Source organism: Metabacillus hrfriensis (assembly GCF_030127205.1).
Classification (GTDB): Bacteria; Bacillota; Bacilli; order Bacillales; family Bacillaceae; genus Bacillus_P; species Bacillus_P dongyingensis.
In genome coordinates this window covers 4,606,177-4,625,050 of record NZ_CP126116.1, presented here as the reverse complement: position 1 = coordinate 4,625,050, position 18,874 = coordinate 4,606,177, and the positions used below count along the sequence as shown (strand labels likewise).

Below are 18,874 nucleotides of genomic sequence, written 5' to 3'. Positions count from 1 at the left end.
ACTAGAATGGCTATTGATAAAATTATTGTGAAAGGTGCGCGAGCTCACAATTTAAAAAATATAGATGTGACGATTCCGCGGGATAAGCTTGTTGTTCTGACTGGCTTATCCGGTTCAGGAAAATCGTCGCTTGCGTTTGATACGATTTATGCAGAAGGCCAGCGCAGATATGTTGAATCTCTTTCTGCTTATGCCCGGCAGTTTCTTGGTCAAATGGATAAACCGGACGTTGATTCAATTGAAGGACTTTCACCGGCGATTTCTATAGATCAGAAAACAACGAGCCGAAATCCTCGTTCAACGGTAGGGACCGTGACAGAAATCTATGACTACCTGAGACTTCTTTTTGCGCGTGTCGGCAGACCGACCTGTCCGAATCATGACATTGAAATCTCATCACAGACGATTGAGCAAATGGTCGACCGGATTTTAGAGTATCCTGAGCGAACAAAGCTTCAGGTGCTTGCACCGATTGTCTCCGGCCGAAAAGGAACACATGCAAAGGTGTTTGAAGATATCAAAAAGCAAGGTTATGTCAGGGTTCGCGTAAACGGGGAAATGATGGAGATCGGTGATGAGATCACTCTTGAGAAAAACAAGAAACACAGCATTGAGGTAGTGATTGACCGGATCGTCATTAAAGAAGGAATCGCTGCGCGCCTTGCAGATTCCCTTGAAGCTGCACTTGGCCTTGGTGAAGGCAGAGTCATGATTGATGTAATTGGAGAAGAAGAGCTTCTTTTCAGTGAGCATCACGCTTGTCCGCTTTGCGGATTTTCAATCGGCGAGCTGGAACCGAGAATGTTTTCGTTCAACAGTCCGTTTGGCGCATGTAATGAGTGTGACGGCCTTGGAACGAAGCTTGAAGTCGATGTAGACTTAGTACTTCCAAACAAGGATTTATCATTAAAGCAGCATGCGCTGGCACCATGGGAACCTACGAGCTCTCAATATTACCCTCAGCTGCTTGAGGCTGTGTGCAATCATTACGGCATCCCGATGGATGTTCCTGTAAAAGAAATCCCATCCCACTTGCTGGACAAGGTTTTATACGGCAGCGGAAACGATGAAATTTACTTCCGCTATGAAAATGACTTCGGTCAGGTGCGTGAAAATTATATTCTGTTTGAAGGCGTCATCCGCAACGTAGAGCGCCGCTATAAAGAAACAAGCTCAGACTACATCCGTGAGCAGATGGAAAAATATATGGCTCAGCAGGCATGCCCTAAGTGTAAAGGGCATCGTTTAAAAAAAGAAAGCCTGTCTGTGCTTGTTGATGGCAATCACATTGGAAATGTCACTTCTTTATCTGTTCATGAAGCAATCGATTTCTTTGAAAAGGTCAATCTTACGGAAAAAGAAATGCAGATTGCAAGACTGATTTTAAGAGAGCTTGAAGAGAGGCTTGGCTTTTTAAACAATGTCGGTCTTGATTACCTGTCTTTGAGCCGTGCTGCAGGAACACTCTCAGGCGGGGAGGCTCAGCGAATCAGGCTTGCTACTCAGATTGGTTCAAGATTAACAGGTGTTCTGTATATACTTGACGAGCCTTCTATCGGGCTTCATCAGCGTGACAATGACAGGCTGATTCAAACGCTCCAAAGCATGAGGGATATCGGGAATACTCTGATCGTTGTTGAACATGATGAAGACACGATGCTTGCTGCGGATTATTTAATTGATATAGGTCCCGGTGCAGGGGTTCACGGAGGGGAGATTATTTCTGAAGGGACACCTGAATACGTGATGAATGATAAGAATTCATTAACCGGACAATACTTATCAGGCAAAAAATTCATTCCCCTGCCGGTTGAACGCCGGAAGCCGGATGGACGTTTCATCGAGATAAAGGGCGCAAGCGAAAATAACCTGAAAAACGTTTCAACGAAGTTTCCGCTTGGCACATTTGTGGCCGTTACAGGCGTATCGGGATCTGGTAAAAGTACGCTTGTAAACGAAATCCTTCATAAATCTCTTGCTCAAAAGCTGAACAAAGCAAAAACGAAGCCTGGCGAGCACAAAGAAATTAAAGGAATTGAAGAGCTTGATAAGGTGATCGATATCGATCAATCGCCAATCGGACGGACACCCCGTTCCAACCCTGCGACTTATACAGGTGTTTTTGATGATATTCGCGACGTCTTTGCTACAACAAACGAAGCGAAGGTGCGCGGCTATAAAAAAGGCCGATTTAGCTTTAACGTAAAAGGCGGACGCTGCGAGGCATGCCGAGGTGATGGAATCATCAAGATTGAAATGCATTTCCTTCCTGATGTCTATGTGCCATGCGAGGTCTGCCATGGAAAACGGTATAACCGCGAAACTCTTGAAGTGAAATACAAAAACAAAAACATTGCTGACATTTTAGAAATGACCGTAGAAGATGCAGTGGGATTCTTCGAAAATATTCCAAAAATCAGCCGAAAGCTCCAAACCATTTATGATGTTGGCCTCGGCTACATTACACTTGGTCAGCCTGCAACAACGCTGTCTGGAGGAGAAGCGCAGCGTGTGAAGCTTGCTTCAGAGCTGCATCGCCGTTCAACAGGACGTTCCCTTTACATTCTGGATGAACCGACAACCGGGTTGCATGTAGACGACATTGCAAGACTCCTGAAAGTGCTTCAGCGTCTCGTCGAGAATGGAGATACTGTTTTAGTGATTGAGCATAATCTTGATGTCATTAAAGCAGCCGATTATCTAATCGATCTTGGACCGGAAGGCGGAGATCACGGCGGGCAAATCGTCGCAACGGGAACTCCGGAACAAGTTGCTAAGGTAGAAGGTTCATATACAGGGAAGTATTTAAAGCCTATCTTAACAAGAGACCGCGACCGGATGAAAAAGGCAATCAAGGAAAAAGAAGCTGTAGCTAAAGCATAAATGAGAGACCCTTAACACATTCAGTTAAGGGTCTTTTTGCGGTAAACGCTGTTTGGCTGAAAAATCTTTTAATTTCAACGATTAATTAAAAAACAGGCAGATAATTCCTGAAAATCGGTTGATATTCTAACTGCTCACAGAAATTTAATGAAACTTATCTATTACTCAATCGTATACTTGTTATAAGGAGTTGAAATAAATTGAATACAAATAAATTGCTCTCATCATTATGCTATTTCAGTATTTTTTTCGCACCGTTTTTATTTCCGATTATCGTCTACTTTATCTCTGATGAGCGTGAAGTGAAGCAGCATGCGAAAAAATCATTGCTGTCACATATCATTCCAATCGTAACAATTATTGTACCGTTCTTTATGATTTTGTTTGCAGGAATGTCTGGTGCACCAGAAGCTTTTGCATTCGGAGTTGTCATTTTTGGATTTATCCTGATTGGCATAGTGAACCTTGTTGCGTTTATTTATAACATTGTACAGGGTATTAAAATTTTAAAAACGGTTTAATCACAAAGGCTTTGGGTTTCTTGCTCAAGGCTTTTCTTTTCAAATACATACTCAAATACTGGGGGATGGAAAAAGTGAAGGAACAAAGAAAACGCATTTTGGATCTAGTTGAACAGGGAAAGCTGTCGGCAAGTGAAGCACTGACACTCATTGAAAAGCTGGAAGAGGAGTATAGTCATAAAGAAAGCGAAATGATGACGTCGATGTCTGCAGATGTTTTTTCAAAAGATGCTTTTGTTGAAAAAGAGAAATCCTCACAATCTTCTCTTCCCGCAAAGCTTGTGACTTTCATTGAAACAGCAGTGAAGAAGGTAAAGGAGCTTGATCTTGATTTGAACTTTGGCGGTTCTCTCAATGTTCAGCACATATATCAGTTCAAAGATGCTGATATCCGGGATTTTGATATTCAATTAATCAACGGAAGTGTGAATCTGCAGGCATGGACACAAAACGATGTTCGCGTCGAATGTGATGCAAAAGTATTCCGTGAGGAGAATCAGGAGCTTGCAAGAGAAACCTTTATGCAAAATGTTGATTGCACAGTGGACGGTTCGAAGTTCCGTTTTTACACTGAAAAGAAAACAGTAAAAATCAATATGACCCTGTATGTTCCTGAACAGCAGTATGAGCTTGTTAAAATTAAGCTGTTTAATGGGCCGATCAGAGGGGAAGATTTAAACGTAAGGGATTTTAATGCGAAAACGGCAAATGGTGTTATTACTGTTCTGAATTTCAAGGGTGAAAAAATAGAAGCTGAAACAGCAAATGGTCAAATCCGCCTGACAAACATCGAGGCAGCCCATACTGAAGCGGAAACAATAAATGGGCTCATCCAATTAAACGGGAAAAGCGAGAGAATTGATGTTCAAAGCTTTAATGGAAATATCGTCGTTAAGCTTGAGGACGAAGGATGTCATACTCTGTATGCTAAAACAGCCACTGGAAACGTGGACGTTTATGTTCCGGAAAACGTGAAAATTAATGGGGAACTTAAATCAAATTTAGGTTCAGTAGCTGCTGATTTAAAAGATCTTGAGGTGCTTTTTGAGAAGAATGAAACGATTCAAAAGGAACTGAGGGTTAAATCAAATACAGCAGGTGAACAAACGATGTCTGTTTTTGCAGATTCTAAAACAGGGTCTATTCTATTAAAAGAGAGGTAATTCAATATGAAAAAGAAATTATATAGATCCAGATCTAAAAAAATGGTTGGCGGTGTCATTGGCGGATTGGCCGATTACTTAAGCATGGACGTAACATTGCTCCGGATTTTATTTGTAATTTTGCTGCTCACCACTGCCTTTTTCCCATTCGGTCTTATTTACTTGATTATGATCTTCATCGTACCGAATGAGGGAGATGTCATTAAGCATGATTAGATGGGCCATCAGTATTTTGGTCAATGCCCTCATACTGATTGTTGTATCAGGGTACTTTGAATCGTTTCATATCAGCGGTGTAGGAGCCGCCATTCTTGCAAGCTTGCTTATATCTGTTTTAAATGTTTTAGTGAAGCCTTTTCTCATCTTGCTGACCTTGCCGGTCACGGTGGTGACGCTTGGACTCTTCCTGTTTGTCATCAATGCGATTACTCTGATGATCGCGCAGGGGATAATGGGAGACTCCTTTAACATTGATGGTTTTGGCACAGCGATTTTAGCTTCTATTGTTATTTCTCTGCTCCATTTGCTGATTCAAAAAGGTGTCATAGAACCCCTTAAAGAAAGTAAAAAGAAATAGAAAAAAAGGCCGGATCCCATGGATCCTGCCTTTTTTGTTTAAGCCGGAATTTATATAGCTTTCAGCATCCTTGGTTTAGCTCGGAGCGTCTAGATCCTCGGTCATATCAAGGCGTTTGCGCTTTTCTTTCTAAAATTCTCTTTCCTCATGTACATCCTTTTTCAGCAAATCACGGATTTCCGTCAGCAGCTTCTCTTCATTTGTTAATGTAGGCACAGGCTTTTGCTCGTCTTTTCGCTTAAACCGTTCAAAGAATCGAATGAATAAAAACACGGAAAAAGCAATTATAAAGAAATCGAGAACGGTCTGCAGAAATACTCCGTATTTTAAAGGGGCATCTCTAAATGTATATTGGAGCCCCGAAAGATTTACTCCTCCGAGCAGGATCCCGATCAACGGCATCACAATGTCATTCACAAGAGAAGTGACAATCTTTCCGAATGCAGTTCCGATTATGACCCCGACAGCCAGATCAATAACGTTGCCCTTTATGGCAAACTTCTTAAATTCATTCAGCATATGTATGTCTCCTTGTTTTGGTTTCCATATCTAGTATAGACCAATGATCATAAATGTAAATCGTGAACATAAGGACACGCTAGATGGGTACGCTAAAAATGGGTGAAGGTTATGAAAAAAACTCTTATTGCGGCAGTCCTGCTGCTTTGTCTATTTACAACTCCTGCGTACGCAAAATTTTCATTTGAAGATGGCGATGTGACGATTGTTTGGCTATCAGATACTCAATATTACGCAAAAAACTATCCGGAAATCATGATTAAACAAATACAGTGGATTATTGAAAACCGGGACAAATATAATATTCAATATGTTTTTCATACAGGTGATCTGGTGGATCATGCTAATGATGATGTGCAATGGGAAAGAACCGATCAAATACTGAAAATGCTTGATATGACGAGAATTCCATATGGTGTTTTGGCAGGGAACCATGATTTGGTTCATACAGAACAGCCTTATAAGGTGTTTACAGATCATTTCGGCTATCATCGTTTTATTCGGCAGCCTTTTTACGGCGGCTCTTTTGAAAATAACCGCGGCCACTATGATCTTCTGACGATCCACAATCAGCCATATATCATGATTTATATGGGATGGGATGTAAATCGCAGTGCTCTTAATTGGATGAATAAGGTACTTAAGGATTACCGGAATCACACGGCGATTTTAGCTTTTCATGATTATTTGAATTATAAAAATGAGAGAAGTCCTGCAGGAGAAGAACTTTTTCAGAAAGTCGTTTTGAAAAACCCAAACGTGAAAATGGTTTTATCCGGTCATTATTACGGAACGGGTTTTTTAGAAACCCGCCTCTCTGAGGAGCAAAGAGTTTTTCAGATGCTTGCGAATTATCAGGCTGAAAAGCATGGCGGCAACGGTTTTATGCGTCTTCTATTTTTTAAGGCAAGTCAAAAGGAAATTCAGGTTGATACTTATTCTCCATACTTGAATAAATTCCGGCCTAAAAAGCACCTGCCCAAGGAGAGGTTTCTTTTAAAATTAAAAGAGTAGAGACAGTTGTAAGAAATATACTGTCTCTACTCTTTTATTCGTAAAGCACGATGACGCTGTAGCCTCTATTTTTTAATTCATTGGCCAGGGCCACGGCGTTTTCTTTTTCTGCAAATGCACCGACTTGCACTTTGTACAATTTTTCCGGTTCAGGAGACGGAGCAGGAGCTGGGTCGGGTGCCGGCTTTTTCTTAAGCTTATAAAAGGCAGCAAGTGCTTCGACAATAGCTTGCGCACATGTTTTGCGGTAAGCGGCAGATTTTAAAGCCTGTGCTTCCTCTTGATTTGTCATAAAGCCGCACTCAATTAAAATCGCCGTCATATTGGTTTCCCGCAAGACATGGAAGTTGGCAAGCTTAACCCCCCGGTCCTCCCGTTTTGTTTTTTCAATCAGCTTCTTCTGAACCGCTTCCGCAAGAGCAAAGGACTCCTGTGGTTTTGAATCGTGAGCATACGTTTCAATGCCCTTTACATTATTCCATGCTGTGCCTTTTCCAAATGCATTGGCATGAATGGATACAAACACATCTGCTTTTGCAGCATTGGCCTTATCCGTTCTCTCTTTCAGCGGGACATCATGTGTGTCTGAGTGAGTGAAAAGGATTGAAACATTTTCATATCCAGCGAGAAGGTCCCTCATTTCATTTGCTGCAGCACGATTAAATTCATATTCTCTCATACCGTCTGGCGTTCTTTTGCCGGATGTTGTGTAACCATGTCCGGCGTCAATTGCAATCTTCACGTACAGTCCTCCTATTAATTGGTCTTTACCCTACTAATATATTGCAGGATGTGCAATAGAGTAGCGGTGATTGTCCTATGTTTTTTAAAAAATAGGAAAGAAAGATTAAATTGCCGGTAAAGGATTCCCCGTTTCCGTTTAATATGTAAAAGTGCTAAAATAAGAGAGGATTTTATTGGTACCCCTTGAAAGAAAAAGGAGGAGCAGAAGGATGGCAAAAGTTCGAACGAAAGATTTAATTGAAAAATTCCATTTAGAGCTGATCAGCGGTGAAGAAGGAATTAATCGTCCCATTACAACAAGCGATTTGTCCCGCCCAGGGCTTGAAATGGCTGGCTTTTTTACATATTACCCGAAAGAACGCGTGCAAATACTCGGAAAAACAGAGCTGACGTTTTTCCAAAAGCTGACAGATGAGGAAAAGAGAAACCGGATGGATCAGCTATGTACAGATTCAACACCGGCTATTATCGTTTCACGCGAAATGGAGATCCCGCAGGAGTTAATAGACGCTTCAGAAGAAAAGTCTGTTCCGCTGCTTCGTTCTCCTTTAAAAACAACCCGTCTATCAAGTCATCTGACGAACTTTTTAGAAGGAAAGCTTGCTCCCACCACTGCAGTTCACGGCGTTTTAGTAGACGTCTACGGCGTAGGTGTGCTGATTGTCGGCAAAAGCGGAGTCGGTAAAAGTGAAACGGCTCTTGAACTTGTAAAGCGAGGCCATCGTTTAGTTGCAGATGACTGTGTCGAGATCCGCCAAGAGGATCAGGATACATTGATCGGAAATGCACCAGACTTAATTGAGCATCTCTTAGAAATCCGCGGGCTTGGCATCATTAATGTGATGACGTTATTTGGCGCAGGCGCAGTCCGCAGTTATAAACGGATTACCCTGATTATTGATCTTGAAATCTGGGATCCAAAGAAGCAATATGACAGATTGGGCCTTGATGAAGAGAAAATGAAAATTATCGACACAGATGTTCCTAAGTTAACTGTGCCTGTCCGCCCTGGACGAAACTTAGCGGTCATCATTGAAGTGGCGGCTATGAACTTCAGATTAAAACGCATGGGTCTGAATGCTGCTGAACAATTCACAAATAAATTAACAGATGTCATAACAGATACTGAGCATGACGACGCATAATCATCGTTAAGGGGGAATAGAGACAATGGAGGAAAATTTTACGCCTATCGATCCGGTTTTTCTTGAGCTTGGACCCATTCAGGTGCATTGGTATGGCTTGATTATCGGGATAGGAGCTTTGCTTGGTCTTTGGCTTGCTGTCCGTGAAAGTGAGCGGAGAGGACTTCATAAAGATACGTTTGTAGATTTAGTGCTGTTTGCCATTCCAATCGCGATTATTTGTGCGCGTATTTATTATGTGATTTTTCAGTGGGATTATTACTCACAAAACCCGGGAGATATCGTGAAGATATGGAACGGGGGCCTGGCCATTCATGGCGGATTAATTGGGGCATTTGTAACAGGCTATATCTTTGCAAAGGTGAAAGGGATCTCGTTTTGGAAGCTTGCTGATATTGGAGCTCCGAGCATCATCCTTGGGCAGGCCATCGGACGCTGGGGAAACTTTATTAATCAAGAAGCCCATGGCGGCGAGGTAACCCGTCAATTTTTAGAAGGATTGTTTCTGCCAGAGTTCATCATCAATCAAATGTACATTAATGGTGCTTACTATCATCCGACGTTTTTATATGAATCTCTGTGGAGCCTTGTCGGCTTTGCCGGACTTATGCTTCTCAGAAAAGCCAATTTGCGCAGGGGAGAGCTTTTCCTCACCTACATCATCTGGTATTCAATCGGACGCTTTTTCATTGAAAGTATGCGTACCGATAGCTTGATGCTGACGGAATCGCTGCGGGTTGCACAAGTTATTTCTCTAGTATTAATTGCGCTTGCGGCTGCAGTATTAATTATCAGGAGAGTCAAAGGATATTCAAAGGAAAGGTACTTAGAATCAGCTGAGTAAGGGGATGTTTCTGATTAATAGCTTAAAAAAAGGACTTCAGGCAGGGCTTCAAACAACTTGGACGCTTGGCAAGGTTATTTTTCCGGTTACCTTGATTGTGAGTCTTCTTCAGCACACACCGGTTCTTCCGTGGCTGATCAAGCTTATTCAGCCGGTCATGGGAATTTTCGGTTTATCAGGTGAAGCCGCTATTCCGCTGGTGCTTGGGAACATGCTGAATTTGTATGCTGGTATAGCAGCAATCCTGACACTTGATCTATCTGTTAAGGAAGTGTTTATTTTAGCTGTTATGCTTTCGTTCTCACATAACTTGATTATTGAATCAACGGTTGCTGCAAAGGTGGGAATCAAGCTTTGGATCATTCTTGCTGTAAGGATTGGGCTTGCGGTCAGCTCTGCTATTATGATCAATCTGCTATGGCAGGGCGGACAGGAAACGGCACAGTATGGGTTTATTCCAAAGAATACAGCCGATCCGTCCGGCTATGTTGAAATTGGTTTAAGTGCTGTTCAGAAAGCAGGTCTTGGCATTGTGCAGCTCGCCTTAATTGTAATACCGCTGATGATTATCATCCAGGTGCTTAAAGATAAAGGTTTTTTAACTGTTTTTTCAAGATGGATGGCACCTGTTACAAGGATGCTCGGAATGAATGAAAACACCTCCATGACAATGGTTGCCGGTTTAACGATAGGGCTTGCATACGGAGCTGGGGTCATGATTCAGGCAGCGGAAGAAGACGGGGTCAGCTATAAAGATTTAACGCTCGCCTTTATTTTTCTTGTCTCCTGTCATGCTGTAGTGGAGGATACCCTGATTTTTGTGCCGCTTGGCATCCCGGTGCTGCCTCTGTTATTGATCCGGATTGTAACAGCGGTCATTCTGACAATGGCAGTAGGAGCGATTTGGAGCCGATTTGAACATACAAACAGAAAGGAAGCAACTTATGAGAATTAACACGGTACTGTTTGATTTGGATGGAACTTTAATTAATACAAACGATTTAATCATAGAATCTTTCCTGCATACGCTGAATCTCTATTATCCGAATCAATATGGACGCGAGGATGTCCTGCCGTTTCTAGGACCTACCCTTCATGAAACGTTTGTAAAAATGGATCCGCTTCGTGTCGATGAAATGATCAGCACCTACAGGAAGTTTAATCATGATCAGCACGATCAATTGGTTACTCAATTTGAAACGGTTTATGAAACAGTTCAGGCACTCCACGAAAAGGGCTATAAGCTTGGCATTGTTACAACTAAAATACGTGATACCGTGAATATGGGTCTTAAGCTCACGGGTCTTGGCCAGTTTTTCGAAACGGTCGTGACACTTGATGATGTTAAAAACGCAAAGCCGCATCCAGAACCGGTCCTGCTTGCTTTAGAAAAACTCAACAGTTCTCCTGAGGAAGCGATTATGGTCGGCGATAATCACCATGATATTGATTCCGGAAAAGCAGCAGGCACCAAAACGGCCGGTGTGGCTTGGACAATTAAAGGCGTGAAGTATCTAGAAGGGTTTAAACCTGACTACATGCTGAACAAGATGAGTGATTTACTGAACGTGCTTGGAGCGGAATAAGTGTGAGAAAAACAACGAGATATCCTGTTAAAGGCCCGAATTCACTTTGGCATGTTTACAAAACAGTTCCATTTTGGAAGGTCGTCCGCAACTTCATTGTCATTCAGGTGGCTCGCTACACCCCATTTCTTTCATTGAAGAGTTGGATGTACCGGAGTTTACTCGGAATGAAGGTGGGGAAGCACACATCATTTGCTCTGATGGTCATGCTGGATGTGATGTTTCCTGAAAAAATCAAAGTTGGCCGGAATACGGTGATTGGCTACAACACGACACTGCTTGCGCATGAATATTTGATACGCGAGTACAGACTTGGTGACATTGTCATCGGTGACGAAGTCATGATCGGTGCCAATTCCACTGTTCTGCCGGGTGTTGAAATCGGGGATGGAGCCGTCGTTTCAGCGGGAACGCTCGTCCACAAAGATGTTCCGGCAGGAGCCTTTGTAGGCGGAAATCCGATGAGAGTTATCTTTTCAAAGGAAGAGATGGAACGGAGGGACACCAGCTTTTAGAGCTGGTGTCTTTTTATTTTATCCAAATGATCCTATTCGCCATTCTAACTCGCCAGCAAGCATTTAAACCTCAGAACAAATTAGTCCGAAAAAAAGACCGGCCAACTACTGCTTGGCCGGTTTTCTATGTTAATGGGGGGAAATAATACTTTTTATTTACCCGATTTTCATCGTAATAAACCTAATCAAACGTTTGTTTAAACATTTCTTTTTAGAGGAAATTCGCCAAAGAAAGAGAATGATAAGGAATATTCATACTTGCGAACCTGTCTTTATTTTGGTAGCATGTTACTATATTAGCGAGCTAAAGGATTCGGAACTTTTTGTGAAAGAGGTGCAAGTCAGCATGTTTATGTTTGAAAAACCTCTCGGGATGAGAGATACATTGCCATTATTGTATGAAACGAAAAAACAGCTTCGTCAAAAAATGACGGGTGCAATAGAGAAATGGGGCTTTCAATTTATTGAAACGCCAACGCTTGAATTTTACGATACGGTAGGTGTTCAGTCAGCGATTCTTGAAGGACAGCTGTTTAAGCTGCTTGATCAGGAAGGGCACACGCTGGTTCTTAGACCTGATATGACAGCACCAATAGCAAGGGTAGCGGCTTCAAGATTTTATAAGGAAAATTATCCGCTCAGACTTGCTTATGATGCGAATGTGTTCCGTGCGCAGCAGCGTGAAGGCGGACGTCCTGCTGAATTTGAACAAATTGGGACTGAATTGATCGGCGATGCAACAACAAGCGGAGATGCAGAGGTTATTGCACTTATGATTGCCGTTCTTAAAGAGGCAGGTCTTCAGGATTTTAAGGTCGCAATCGGACATATAGGTTACGCGGATGCTCTATTTAAAGAGATTCTAGGAAATCAAGAGCGGGCAGATGTTTTAAGAAGGTACTTATATGAAAAGAATTATGTCGGCTATCGCGAGCATGTGAAGTCATTGCCGCTGTCGTCTATAGATAAAGGAAGGCTGCTTCAGCTTCTGCAGCTGAGAGGCGGAGAGGATCAGCTTGCAGTTGCAGCCGACCTGGTTTCAAGCAGGGAAGGAAAAGAGGCTGCAGCAGAACTTGGCAAGCTGTGGTCGCATCTTCAGGATTTTGGGGTGCTGGAATCTGTAAAGCTTGATCTAAATCTTGTCAGTCATATGAGCTATTACACAGGAGTTTTATTTGAGGTCTATGCAGGGAATGTCGGCTTTCCGCTTGGAAACGGCGGCCGTTATAATCAGCTGTTCGAACGGTTTGATACACCTGCAGCGGCAACGGGCTTTGGAATCCGCTTAGACAGGCTGATCGAATCTCTTGGAGAACAGGAAGAGACTCCTGACATTCATTGTGTACTTTACAGTCAGGAAAGAAGAATGGAGGCTCTGAAGTCTGCAGATGAGCTTCGAGGACAGGGGAAAAAAGTGATTTTACAGGATATATCCGGAGTAAATGATGTAGATGCCTATACAAAGCAGTTTGCCGATGTAGCTTATTTTATTGGATCGAGAAAGGAAGAGCAGGATGGGTAATATGCTTACAATTGCGATGCCGAAAGGAAGAATATTTGATGAAGCAGCAAACTTGCTCAGAAAAGCAGGATATAAGCTGCCGCCTGAATTCGATGAGTCCAGAAAGCTTATTTTAGAAGTTCCGGCTGAAAACATGCGTTTTATTTTAGCGAAGCCGATGGATGTCACAACATATGTTGAACATGGAGTTGCGGACATTGGCATTGCGGGCAAGGATGTCATGCTTGAGGAAGAGCGTGATGTTTATGAGGTGCTGGATCTGAAAATAAGTGACTGCTACTTGGCTGTTGCTGGCTTGCCTAACATGAGCGGCTCAGATGTTGTTGCCCCTAAGGTTGCAACAAAGTACCCTGGTGTGGCGTCTTCTTATTTCCGCGAACAGGGGGAACAGGTGGAAATCATCAAGCTGAACGGTTCGATTGAGCTTGCTCCTTTAATTGGCCTTGCTGACCGCATTGTCGATATTGTCTCAACGGGCAGAACGTTAAAAGAAAACGGTCTGGTTGAACTTGAACGAATTTGCAGCATTACTTCAAGACTCATTGTCAATCCTGTCAGCTACCGGATGAAGGATGCCCAGATTGATGAACTGGTCAGCCGATTATCAGAAGTTGTGGAAGGAGAAGCAAAATGAGAATTAAAAGATTATCGGGGAATTTTGCCTCTCTGAAGCGTTCGATCGACTCTGGTACAGAAGCACAGAGAGAGGCTGTTAAAAACATCATTGGAGATGTTAAGAAAAAAGGTGATGCTTCTCTTTTCGCCTATGCGGAAAAATTCGATTCTGTCAGTTTGTCAAGTCTGAGAGTGTCTGAAAAGGAAGTGGAGGCAGCTTATCAGGAGCTTGATCAGGACTTAGTTGAGATTATCAGGGAAGCAGCAGAAAATATCCGTTTTTTCCATGAAAAACAAAAACGTGAGTCCTGGATTACATATAAAGAGGACGGAACGATGCTCGGACAGAAGATTACTCCTCTTGATGCTGTTGGGGTATATGTACCTGGAGGCACTGCCGCTTATCCTTCATCCGTTTTAATGAATGTCATCCCTGCACAAACGGCTGGGGTAAAACGAATTGTTCTGATTTCTCCTCCAAACAGGGAAGGTACGCTGCCTGCAGGAGTACTTGTTGCTGCAAAAGAGCTTGGTATCGGGGAAATCTACAAATCAGGCGGTGCCCAGGCAGTAGCTGCACTAGCATATGGAACGGAAACAATCAGGCCGGTTGATAAAATTGTTGGTCCCGGAAATATCTATGTTGCTCTTGCGAAGCGGGAAGTATTTGGGGATGTCGATATAGATATGATTGCCGGACCAAGTGAAATTGTTGTTTTAGCAGATCATACTGCTAAAGCAAATGAAGTGGCTGCCGATCTGCTGTCCCAGGCTGAACATGATGTTCTTGCCTCAAGCGTACTTGTAACAGATTCAATGGAGCTTGCAGAATCCGTATCAGCAGAAGTCACGCGGCAGCTTGAGACTCTTCCGAGAAAAGAGATAGCAGGTCCTTCGATTGAGCAATTCGGATTTATTTATGTGGCAGAGTCAATGGATGAAGCTATTAACGCTGTGAACGAGCTCGCACCGGAGCATCTTGAGGTGTTAACAGAATATCCGATGGAGCTGCTGAACAACATTAGACACGCAGGCGCTATTTTCCTCGGAAGATATAGCTCAGAGCCTGTTGGAGACTATTTTGCAGGACCGAATCATGTGCTCCCTACTAATGGCACAGCCCGTTTTTCAAGTCCGCTGAACGTCGATGATTTTGTGAAAAAATCCAGCATTATTTCTTACAGTGAAAAAGCATTTCAGAATTCTGCCCATAAGATTGCAGCATTTGCCCGTTTAGAAGGCTTAGAAGCACATGCACGCGCTATTGAAGAGCGCTTAAAATAGGAGGAACTGACAATGGAAAGAACATCAAGTCTGCAAAGAACAACAAATGAAACGGATATCTCCCTTTCTCTTTCAATTGACGGAGATGGAATTTCTGAATTAAATACAGGCGTGCCTTTCATGACCCACATGCTTGATCTGTTTGCAAAGCATGGTCAATTTAATCTGTCTGTTGCGGCTATTGGAGATACGGAGATTGATGGCCATCATACGACAGAAGATATCGGCATTTGTCTTGGACAGGCATTCAGAGAAGCATTAGGCGATAAAAGAGGAATTAAGCGCTATGGTCAGGCATTGGTTCCAATGGATGAAGCCCTTGCCCAGGTAGTAGTTGATTTAAGCAACCGCCCGCACTTTGAATTGAAAGGCGAGTTTCCAAGTCCTACAGTAGGAAACTTTGATACAGAGCTTGTACATGAATTTCTATGGAAGTTTGCACTTGAAGCGCGCATCAATCTTCATGTCATTGTCCACTACGGACGAAACACTCATCATATGATTGAAGCGGTTTTCAAAGCCTTAGGCAGAGCGCTTGACGAAGCATCAACGATTGACCCTCGGATTAAAGGAGTCCCGTCTACGAAGGGAATGTTATAAATGATTGGAATTATTGATTATGGCATGGGGAATTTATACAGCGTCAGTAAAGCGCTTGAGCGCTTGAATATCGGCTATTTCATTTCGGAAAACCCAGAAGAGCTTGAAAAAGCGGATGGCTATATTCTTCCTGGAGTCGGCTCTTTTAAGGATGCAATGGCGATTTTAAATGAAACAAAGTTAACGGACTATATTCAGAAAATCGCTAGTGAAGGGAAGCCGCTGCTTGGTATTTGCTTAGGTATGCAATTATTATTTGATTCGAGCGAGGAAAATGGTTTAACAGAAGGACTCTCTCTTTTAAAAGGGAATGTCGTGCATTTTTCGGAAGACCTGATGAAAAAAGAGCAGCTGAAAGTGCCGCACATGGGCTGGAATCGATTACGCATGCACCAGCAGAGCGATCTTCTCGAAGGTCTTGAAGAAGGCTATTCCTATTTTGTGCATTCTTACTATGTGAAGGCTGAAAAGAGCAGCACCGTGATTGCAAGTGCCGATTATGGCGTTGATGTTCCCGCAGTTGTTGGTGAAAAAAATATATTCGGCACGCAATTTCATCCTGAAAAAAGCAGTCACTTAGGCATAGGCATTTTGAGAAACTTCGTCAAAATCGTTGAAGAGAAGGTGAAATCATGAGTGAATTTATCATATATCCGGCAATCGATATGCGCGGAGGAAAATGTGTCCGTCTTATACAAGGCGATTATGCAAAAGAAACAGTTTACGGCGACTCACCTTACGAGATGGCAAAAGTATTCGCTGATAAAGGGGCAAAATGGATCCACATGGTTGATCTGGATGGAGCCAAAGCCGGCAAAAGAGTCAATGACAATCATGTTCTTGAGGTCGCTGAAAAGCTGAATGTAAACGTGCAAATAGGCGGAGGGATCCGTACGGAGGAAGACGTAGAGTATTACCTTTCAAATGGGGTATCCCGCGTTATCCTGGGAAGCTCTGCTATCTCAAATCCTGATTTCGTGAAAAAAATGCTTGCGAAATATGGCAGTAAAATTGCGATCGGAATTGATGCGAAGGACGGCTATGTTTCTACTGAAGGGTGGATTGAGACGTCAACCGTAAAGGCTGCTGATCTTGGCGTGGAGCTTGCTGCTGCAGGTGCAGAGGTGTTTATTTTCACCGATATTGCAACAGACGGCATGTTATCAGGACCTAACATTGAAGCTGTGCGCGAAATGGCGAAGGCTACCGGCAAAGATGTGATTGCATCAGGCGGAGTCAGCTCTCTGAATGATTTGGTGGAGCTTGCTGCTTTTCAAAAAGAAGGAGTAGCAGGTGCAATTGTAGGAAAAGCGCTCTACACAAATCAATTCGATCTTGCACAAGCCTTAGAAGAGGTGGTGCGGGCATGATTACAAAACGAATCATTCCCTGTCTTGATGTAAAAGACGGAAGGGTAGTAAAAGGCATTCAATTTTTAGGACTGAGAGATGCTGGGGATCCTGTTGAGCTTGCCACCTTCTATGACAAAGAGGGCGCAGATGAGCTTGTCTTTTTGGATATATCTGCTTCTCACGAAGGCAGAAAAACAATGGTGGATGTGGTTGAACGTGTCGCAGCGCAGCTTGCGATCCCCTTTACAGTGGGAGGCGGCATCAATTCGCTTACCGACATGAAAAAAATTCTTCGTGCAGGTGCTGACAAAGTTTCCGTCAATACATCAGCAGTGATGCGCCCTGAACTGATTTCAGAAGGTGCACGATTCTTTGGCTCCCAATGCATTGTTGTAGCCATTGACGCAAGGTTTACTGAAGAAACCGGCAAATATATGGTGTACACACATGGCGGACGAAAAGAAACAGAGTGGGAAGTAACAGACTGGGCCAGAGAAGCAGTTAAGCGCGGCGCAGGCGAAATTCTGCTCACAAGCATGAACAGCGACGGTGAAAAAAGAGGATTCGACCTAACTTTAAATAAAATGGTGAGTGAAGCCGTTACCGTTCCTGTTATTGCTTCAGGGGGTGCAGGGAACGCTGAACATTTCGCAGAGGCATTCTTAGAAGGAAAAGCGGATGCTGCCCTTGCAGCTTCTATTTTCCACTATAAAGAGACGTCAGTAAAAGAAGTTAAAGATTACTTAAAAACGCAGGGAGTGAATGTCAGATGAATCTGCAATCGGCAAAGTTTGATCAAAATGGCTTAGTCCCTGCAATCGTTCAGGATGCAGTCAGCAAAGAAGTTCTTACTCTAGCTTATATGAATGAGGAATCTTTGCAAAAAACAATTGAAACAAAAGAAACATGGTTTTACAGCCGTTCCAGACAGGAGCTTTGGAACAAAGGGGCAACTTCAGGCAATACTCAGGAAGTGGTTGGTTTAAAATACGATTGCGACCAGGATGCCCTGCTCGTATTGGTAAGACCTGCCGGCCCTGCGTGTCATACTGGCTCATACTCTTGTTTTTCAGAAAACGTGTTTGGAGATTCCAGGCAAGCCCAGGGCGAACGCTTTGAAATCCTGAACACACTGGAAAAATTGATCGCCGAACGTGAAGCAGAAATGCCTGAAGGCTCTTATACCACGTACCTGTTTACAGAAGGCGTCGATAAAATCCTGAAAAAAGTTGGAGAGGAAGCATCAGAAGTCATCATCTCAGCCAAAAACCGCGATGCGGATGAATTAAAATGGGAAGCTGCTGATCTATTATTCCACTTAATGGTGCTGCTCCGCGAACAAAAACTTCCGTTTGATGAAGTGTTAAATGTATTGGAAGAGCGTCATATAACGAAAAAATAATGGAAGAGCCCTCGTCTTGAGGGCTTTTTCTTATGAGTAAAAAACCAGCTCTATCCTAAAAAAGTGCATTAAAGCCGCAGAATAGAGCAGGAAAAACGTCTCAAGCTTGAAAAAAGTGCATCAAAGGGTGATATGGAGCAGAAAAATGGCCTTCATCCTGAAAAAAGCGCGACAAAACAAGTGAATGGAGCAAAAAAATGCCTCTACCCTGAAAAATGTGCACATAGATTTTCCATGCTCACCTTCTTATCTGCTTTTTACTCGACGCAGTTGAGTATTTAGGGGTTAAATGCTGGTGAAGACAGAAGAAAAACTTGGCCGGCCATATTTGTGCTCGCTCAAGCAGGGTATATGCAACCCCGAGGTCATTTTCTGCTCGCTCATCAATAGATCTGCCATTTTCTCTTAATTAAAAACCTCATAAACTGCATTTCTATATAGAAAACCAATCTGGTCCCTCATAGATCCAGCACCGTATTTTTATAAAACTCCTTTTCTTCAAACCGCTCAAATATCTCCATCAATTCTGTTTGCCGCACCGCCATTTTGCCTAAGCTAAGACCAAGTTCATAAGGCAATATTCTTGTT

General features: G+C 43.0%; 21 protein-coding genes. 19 read left to right on the top strand and 2 right to left on the bottom strand.

The window, feature by feature from the left end:
• The first annotated feature begins 6 nt into the window (after window positions 1–6).
• The 5 genes from uvrA (at window position 7) to QLQ22_RS22940 (ending at window position 5,144) form a co-directional block, all read left to right on the top strand.
• Window positions 7–2,883: an excinuclease ABC subunit UvrA gene (gene uvrA / locus QLQ22_RS22960; RefSeq protein ID WP_223438340.1), complete on the top strand. Its 2,877-nt coding sequence runs from the start codon at window positions 7–9 to the stop codon at window positions 2,881–2,883.
• Between the two features lie 200 nt (window positions 2,884–3,083).
• On the top strand, window positions 3,084–3,404 hold the full coding sequence (locus QLQ22_RS22955; RefSeq protein ID WP_223438338.1) for a magnetosome magnetite crystal formation protein family: 321 nt from the start codon (window positions 3,084–3,086) through the stop codon (window positions 3,402–3,404).
• A gap of 74 nt (window positions 3,405–3,478) precedes the next feature.
• A complete protein-coding gene (locus QLQ22_RS22950) occupies window positions 3,479–4,567 on the top strand; it encodes a DUF4097 family beta strand repeat-containing protein (RefSeq protein ID WP_284015635.1) in 1,089 nt (362 codons plus the stop codon).
• Window positions 4,568–4,573: 6 nt separating this feature from the next.
• Window positions 4,574–4,783, top strand: coding sequence for a PspC domain-containing protein (locus tag QLQ22_RS22945; RefSeq protein ID WP_223438335.1), 210 nt, complete (start codon window positions 4,574–4,576; stop codon window positions 4,781–4,783).
• Complete coding sequence (locus tag QLQ22_RS22940; RefSeq protein ID WP_223438334.1) at window positions 4,776–5,144, top strand: phage holin family protein; 369 nt, start codon at window positions 4,776–4,778, stop codon at window positions 5,142–5,144. The genes QLQ22_RS22945 and QLQ22_RS22940 overlap by 8 nt, the downstream gene beginning before the upstream one ends.
• 129 nt (window positions 5,145–5,273) lie before the next feature.
• Here QLQ22_RS22940 and mscL read toward each other — a convergent pair whose 3' ends face one another.
• Window positions 5,274–5,663, bottom strand: coding sequence for a large conductance mechanosensitive channel protein MscL (gene mscL / locus QLQ22_RS22935; protein ID WP_223438333.1), 390 nt, complete (start codon window positions 5,661–5,663; stop codon window positions 5,274–5,276).
• A 111-nt stretch (window positions 5,664–5,774) separates the two neighbouring features.
• Between mscL and QLQ22_RS22930 the strand changes: the two genes are divergently transcribed.
• A complete protein-coding gene (locus tag QLQ22_RS22930; RefSeq protein WP_284015634.1) occupies window positions 5,775–6,677 on the top strand; it encodes a metallophosphoesterase in 903 nt (300 codons plus the stop codon).
• 34 nt (window positions 6,678–6,711) lie between these two features.
• Here the strand turns inward: QLQ22_RS22930 and QLQ22_RS22925 are convergent, their stop codons facing one another.
• A complete protein-coding gene (locus QLQ22_RS22925) occupies window positions 6,712–7,419 on the bottom strand; it encodes an N-acetylmuramoyl-L-alanine amidase (protein ID WP_284015633.1) in 708 nt (235 codons plus the stop codon).
• A gap of 211 nt (window positions 7,420–7,630) precedes the next feature.
• Between QLQ22_RS22925 and hprK the strand changes: the two genes are divergently transcribed.
• From hprK to hisIE, 13 genes are all read left to right on the top strand, one after another.
• Window positions 7,631–8,566 carry an HPr(Ser) kinase/phosphatase gene (gene hprK / locus QLQ22_RS22920; protein ID WP_223438326.1) on the top strand — a complete coding sequence of 312 codons (936 nt, stop codon included), beginning with the start codon at window positions 7,631–7,633 and terminating at the stop codon, window positions 8,564–8,566.
• Between the two features lie 25 nt (window positions 8,567–8,591).
• Window positions 8,592–9,410 (top strand): prolipoprotein diacylglyceryl transferase, encoded by an 819-nt coding sequence (gene lgt / locus QLQ22_RS22915; protein WP_223438323.1) that lies wholly within the window; start codon window positions 8,592–8,594, stop codon window positions 9,408–9,410.
• A gap of 4 nt (window positions 9,411–9,414) precedes the next feature.
• On the top strand, window positions 9,415–10,365 hold the full coding sequence (locus tag QLQ22_RS22910; protein ID WP_284015632.1) for a nucleoside recognition domain-containing protein: 951 nt from the start codon (window positions 9,415–9,417) through the stop codon (window positions 10,363–10,365).
• Window positions 10,355–10,996 carry a pyrophosphatase PpaX gene (ppaX, locus tag QLQ22_RS22905; protein ID WP_223438319.1) on the top strand — a complete coding sequence of 214 codons (642 nt, stop codon included), beginning with the start codon at window positions 10,355–10,357 and terminating at the stop codon, window positions 10,994–10,996. The genes QLQ22_RS22910 and ppaX overlap by 11 nt, the downstream gene beginning before the upstream one ends.
• Window positions 10,997–10,998: 2 nt before the next feature.
• The gene (locus QLQ22_RS22900) at window positions 10,999–11,511 is read left to right on the top strand and encodes an acyltransferase (RefSeq protein WP_223438317.1); all 513 of its coding nucleotides are present in this window, start codon (window positions 10,999–11,001) and stop codon (window positions 11,509–11,511) included.
• A gap of 346 nt (window positions 11,512–11,857) precedes the next feature.
• Window positions 11,858–13,033, top strand: a complete 1,176-nt coding sequence (locus QLQ22_RS22895; protein WP_284016933.1) for an ATP phosphoribosyltransferase regulatory subunit — start codon at window positions 11,858–11,860, stop codon at window positions 13,031–13,033.
• Complete coding sequence (gene hisG, locus QLQ22_RS22890) at window positions 13,026–13,667, top strand: ATP phosphoribosyltransferase (RefSeq protein WP_223438313.1); 642 nt, start codon at window positions 13,026–13,028, stop codon at window positions 13,665–13,667. Before QLQ22_RS22895 ends, hisG begins: the two co-directional genes overlap by 8 nt.
• Window positions 13,664–14,932: a histidinol dehydrogenase gene (gene hisD / locus QLQ22_RS22885; protein ID WP_223438312.1), complete on the top strand. Its 1,269-nt coding sequence runs from the start codon at window positions 13,664–13,666 to the stop codon at window positions 14,930–14,932. Before hisG ends, hisD begins: the two co-directional genes overlap by 4 nt.
• Before the next feature lie 12 nt (window positions 14,933–14,944).
• Complete coding sequence (gene hisB / locus QLQ22_RS22880; RefSeq protein ID WP_284015631.1) at window positions 14,945–15,532, top strand: imidazoleglycerol-phosphate dehydratase HisB; 588 nt, start codon at window positions 14,945–14,947, stop codon at window positions 15,530–15,532.
• Window positions 15,533–16,168 carry an imidazole glycerol phosphate synthase subunit HisH gene (gene hisH, locus QLQ22_RS22875; RefSeq protein WP_223438304.1) on the top strand — a complete coding sequence of 212 codons (636 nt, stop codon included), beginning with the start codon at window positions 15,533–15,535 and terminating at the stop codon, window positions 16,166–16,168. It abuts the gene before it with no gap.
• Window positions 16,165–16,902 carry a 1-(5-phosphoribosyl)-5-[(5-phosphoribosylamino)methylideneamino]imidazole-4-carboxamide isomerase gene (gene hisA / locus QLQ22_RS22870; protein ID WP_252207516.1) on the top strand — a complete coding sequence of 246 codons (738 nt, stop codon included), beginning with the start codon at window positions 16,165–16,167 and terminating at the stop codon, window positions 16,900–16,902. The genes hisH and hisA overlap by 4 nt, the downstream gene beginning before the upstream one ends.
• Window positions 16,899–17,657, top strand: coding sequence for an imidazole glycerol phosphate synthase subunit HisF (gene hisF / locus QLQ22_RS22865; RefSeq protein ID WP_223438301.1), 759 nt, complete (start codon window positions 16,899–16,901; stop codon window positions 17,655–17,657). Before hisA ends, hisF begins: the two co-directional genes overlap by 4 nt.
• Window positions 17,654–18,286 carry a bifunctional phosphoribosyl-AMP cyclohydrolase/phosphoribosyl-ATP diphosphatase HisIE gene (gene hisIE, locus QLQ22_RS22860; protein ID WP_284015630.1) on the top strand — a complete coding sequence of 211 codons (633 nt, stop codon included), beginning with the start codon at window positions 17,654–17,656 and terminating at the stop codon, window positions 18,284–18,286. The genes hisF and hisIE overlap by 4 nt, the downstream gene beginning before the upstream one ends.
• Window positions 18,287–18,874 lie beyond the last annotated feature (588 nt).

Excerpts from the sequence above, each read along its gene's own strand:
- hisB (WP_284015631.1), top strand. The coding sequence starts at position 14,945 with ATGGAAAGAACATCAAGTCTGCAAAGAACAACAAATGAAACGGATATC.
- lgt (WP_223438323.1), top strand. The coding sequence starts at position 8,592 with ATGGAGGAAAATTTTACGCCTATCGATCCGGTTTTTCTTGAGCTTGGA.
- QLQ22_RS22910 (WP_284015632.1), top strand. The coding sequence starts at position 9,415 with ATGTTTCTGATTAATAGCTTAAAAAAAGGACTTCAGGCAGGGCTTCAA.
- hisA (WP_252207516.1), top strand. The coding sequence starts at position 16,165 with ATGAGTGAATTTATCATATATCCGGCAATCGATATGCGCGGAGGAAAA.
- hisIE (WP_284015630.1), top strand. The coding sequence starts at position 17,654 with ATGAATCTGCAATCGGCAAAGTTTGATCAAAATGGCTTAGTCCCTGCA.
- hisG (WP_223438313.1), top strand. The coding sequence starts at position 13,026 with ATGGGTAATATGCTTACAATTGCGATGCCGAAAGGAAGAATATTTGAT.
- hprK (WP_223438326.1), top strand. The coding sequence starts at position 7,631 with ATGGCAAAAGTTCGAACGAAAGATTTAATTGAAAAATTCCATTTAGAG.
- QLQ22_RS22930 (WP_284015634.1), top strand. The coding sequence starts at position 5,775 with ATGAAAAAAACTCTTATTGCGGCAGTCCTGCTGCTTTGTCTATTTACA.
- hisF (WP_223438301.1), top strand. The coding sequence starts at position 16,899 with ATGATTACAAAACGAATCATTCCCTGTCTTGATGTAAAAGACGGAAGG.
- QLQ22_RS22895 (WP_284016933.1), top strand. The coding sequence starts at position 11,858 with ATGTTTATGTTTGAAAAACCTCTCGGGATGAGAGATACATTGCCATTA.
- ppaX (WP_223438319.1), top strand. The coding sequence starts at position 10,355 with ATGAGAATTAACACGGTACTGTTTGATTTGGATGGAACTTTAATTAAT.
- QLQ22_RS22945 (WP_223438335.1), top strand. The coding sequence starts at position 4,574 with ATGAAAAAGAAATTATATAGATCCAGATCTAAAAAAATGGTTGGCGGT.
- hisD (WP_223438312.1), top strand. The coding sequence starts at position 13,664 with ATGAGAATTAAAAGATTATCGGGGAATTTTGCCTCTCTGAAGCGTTCG.
- QLQ22_RS22940 (WP_223438334.1), top strand. The coding sequence starts at position 4,776 with ATGATTAGATGGGCCATCAGTATTTTGGTCAATGCCCTCATACTGATT.
- uvrA (WP_223438340.1), top strand. The coding sequence starts at position 7 with ATGGCTATTGATAAAATTATTGTGAAAGGTGCGCGAGCTCACAATTTA.
- hisH (WP_223438304.1), top strand. The coding sequence starts at position 15,533 with ATGATTGGAATTATTGATTATGGCATGGGGAATTTATACAGCGTCAGT.
- mscL (WP_223438333.1), bottom strand. The coding sequence starts at position 5,663 with ATGCTGAATGAATTTAAGAAGTTTGCCATAAAGGGCAACGTTATTGAT.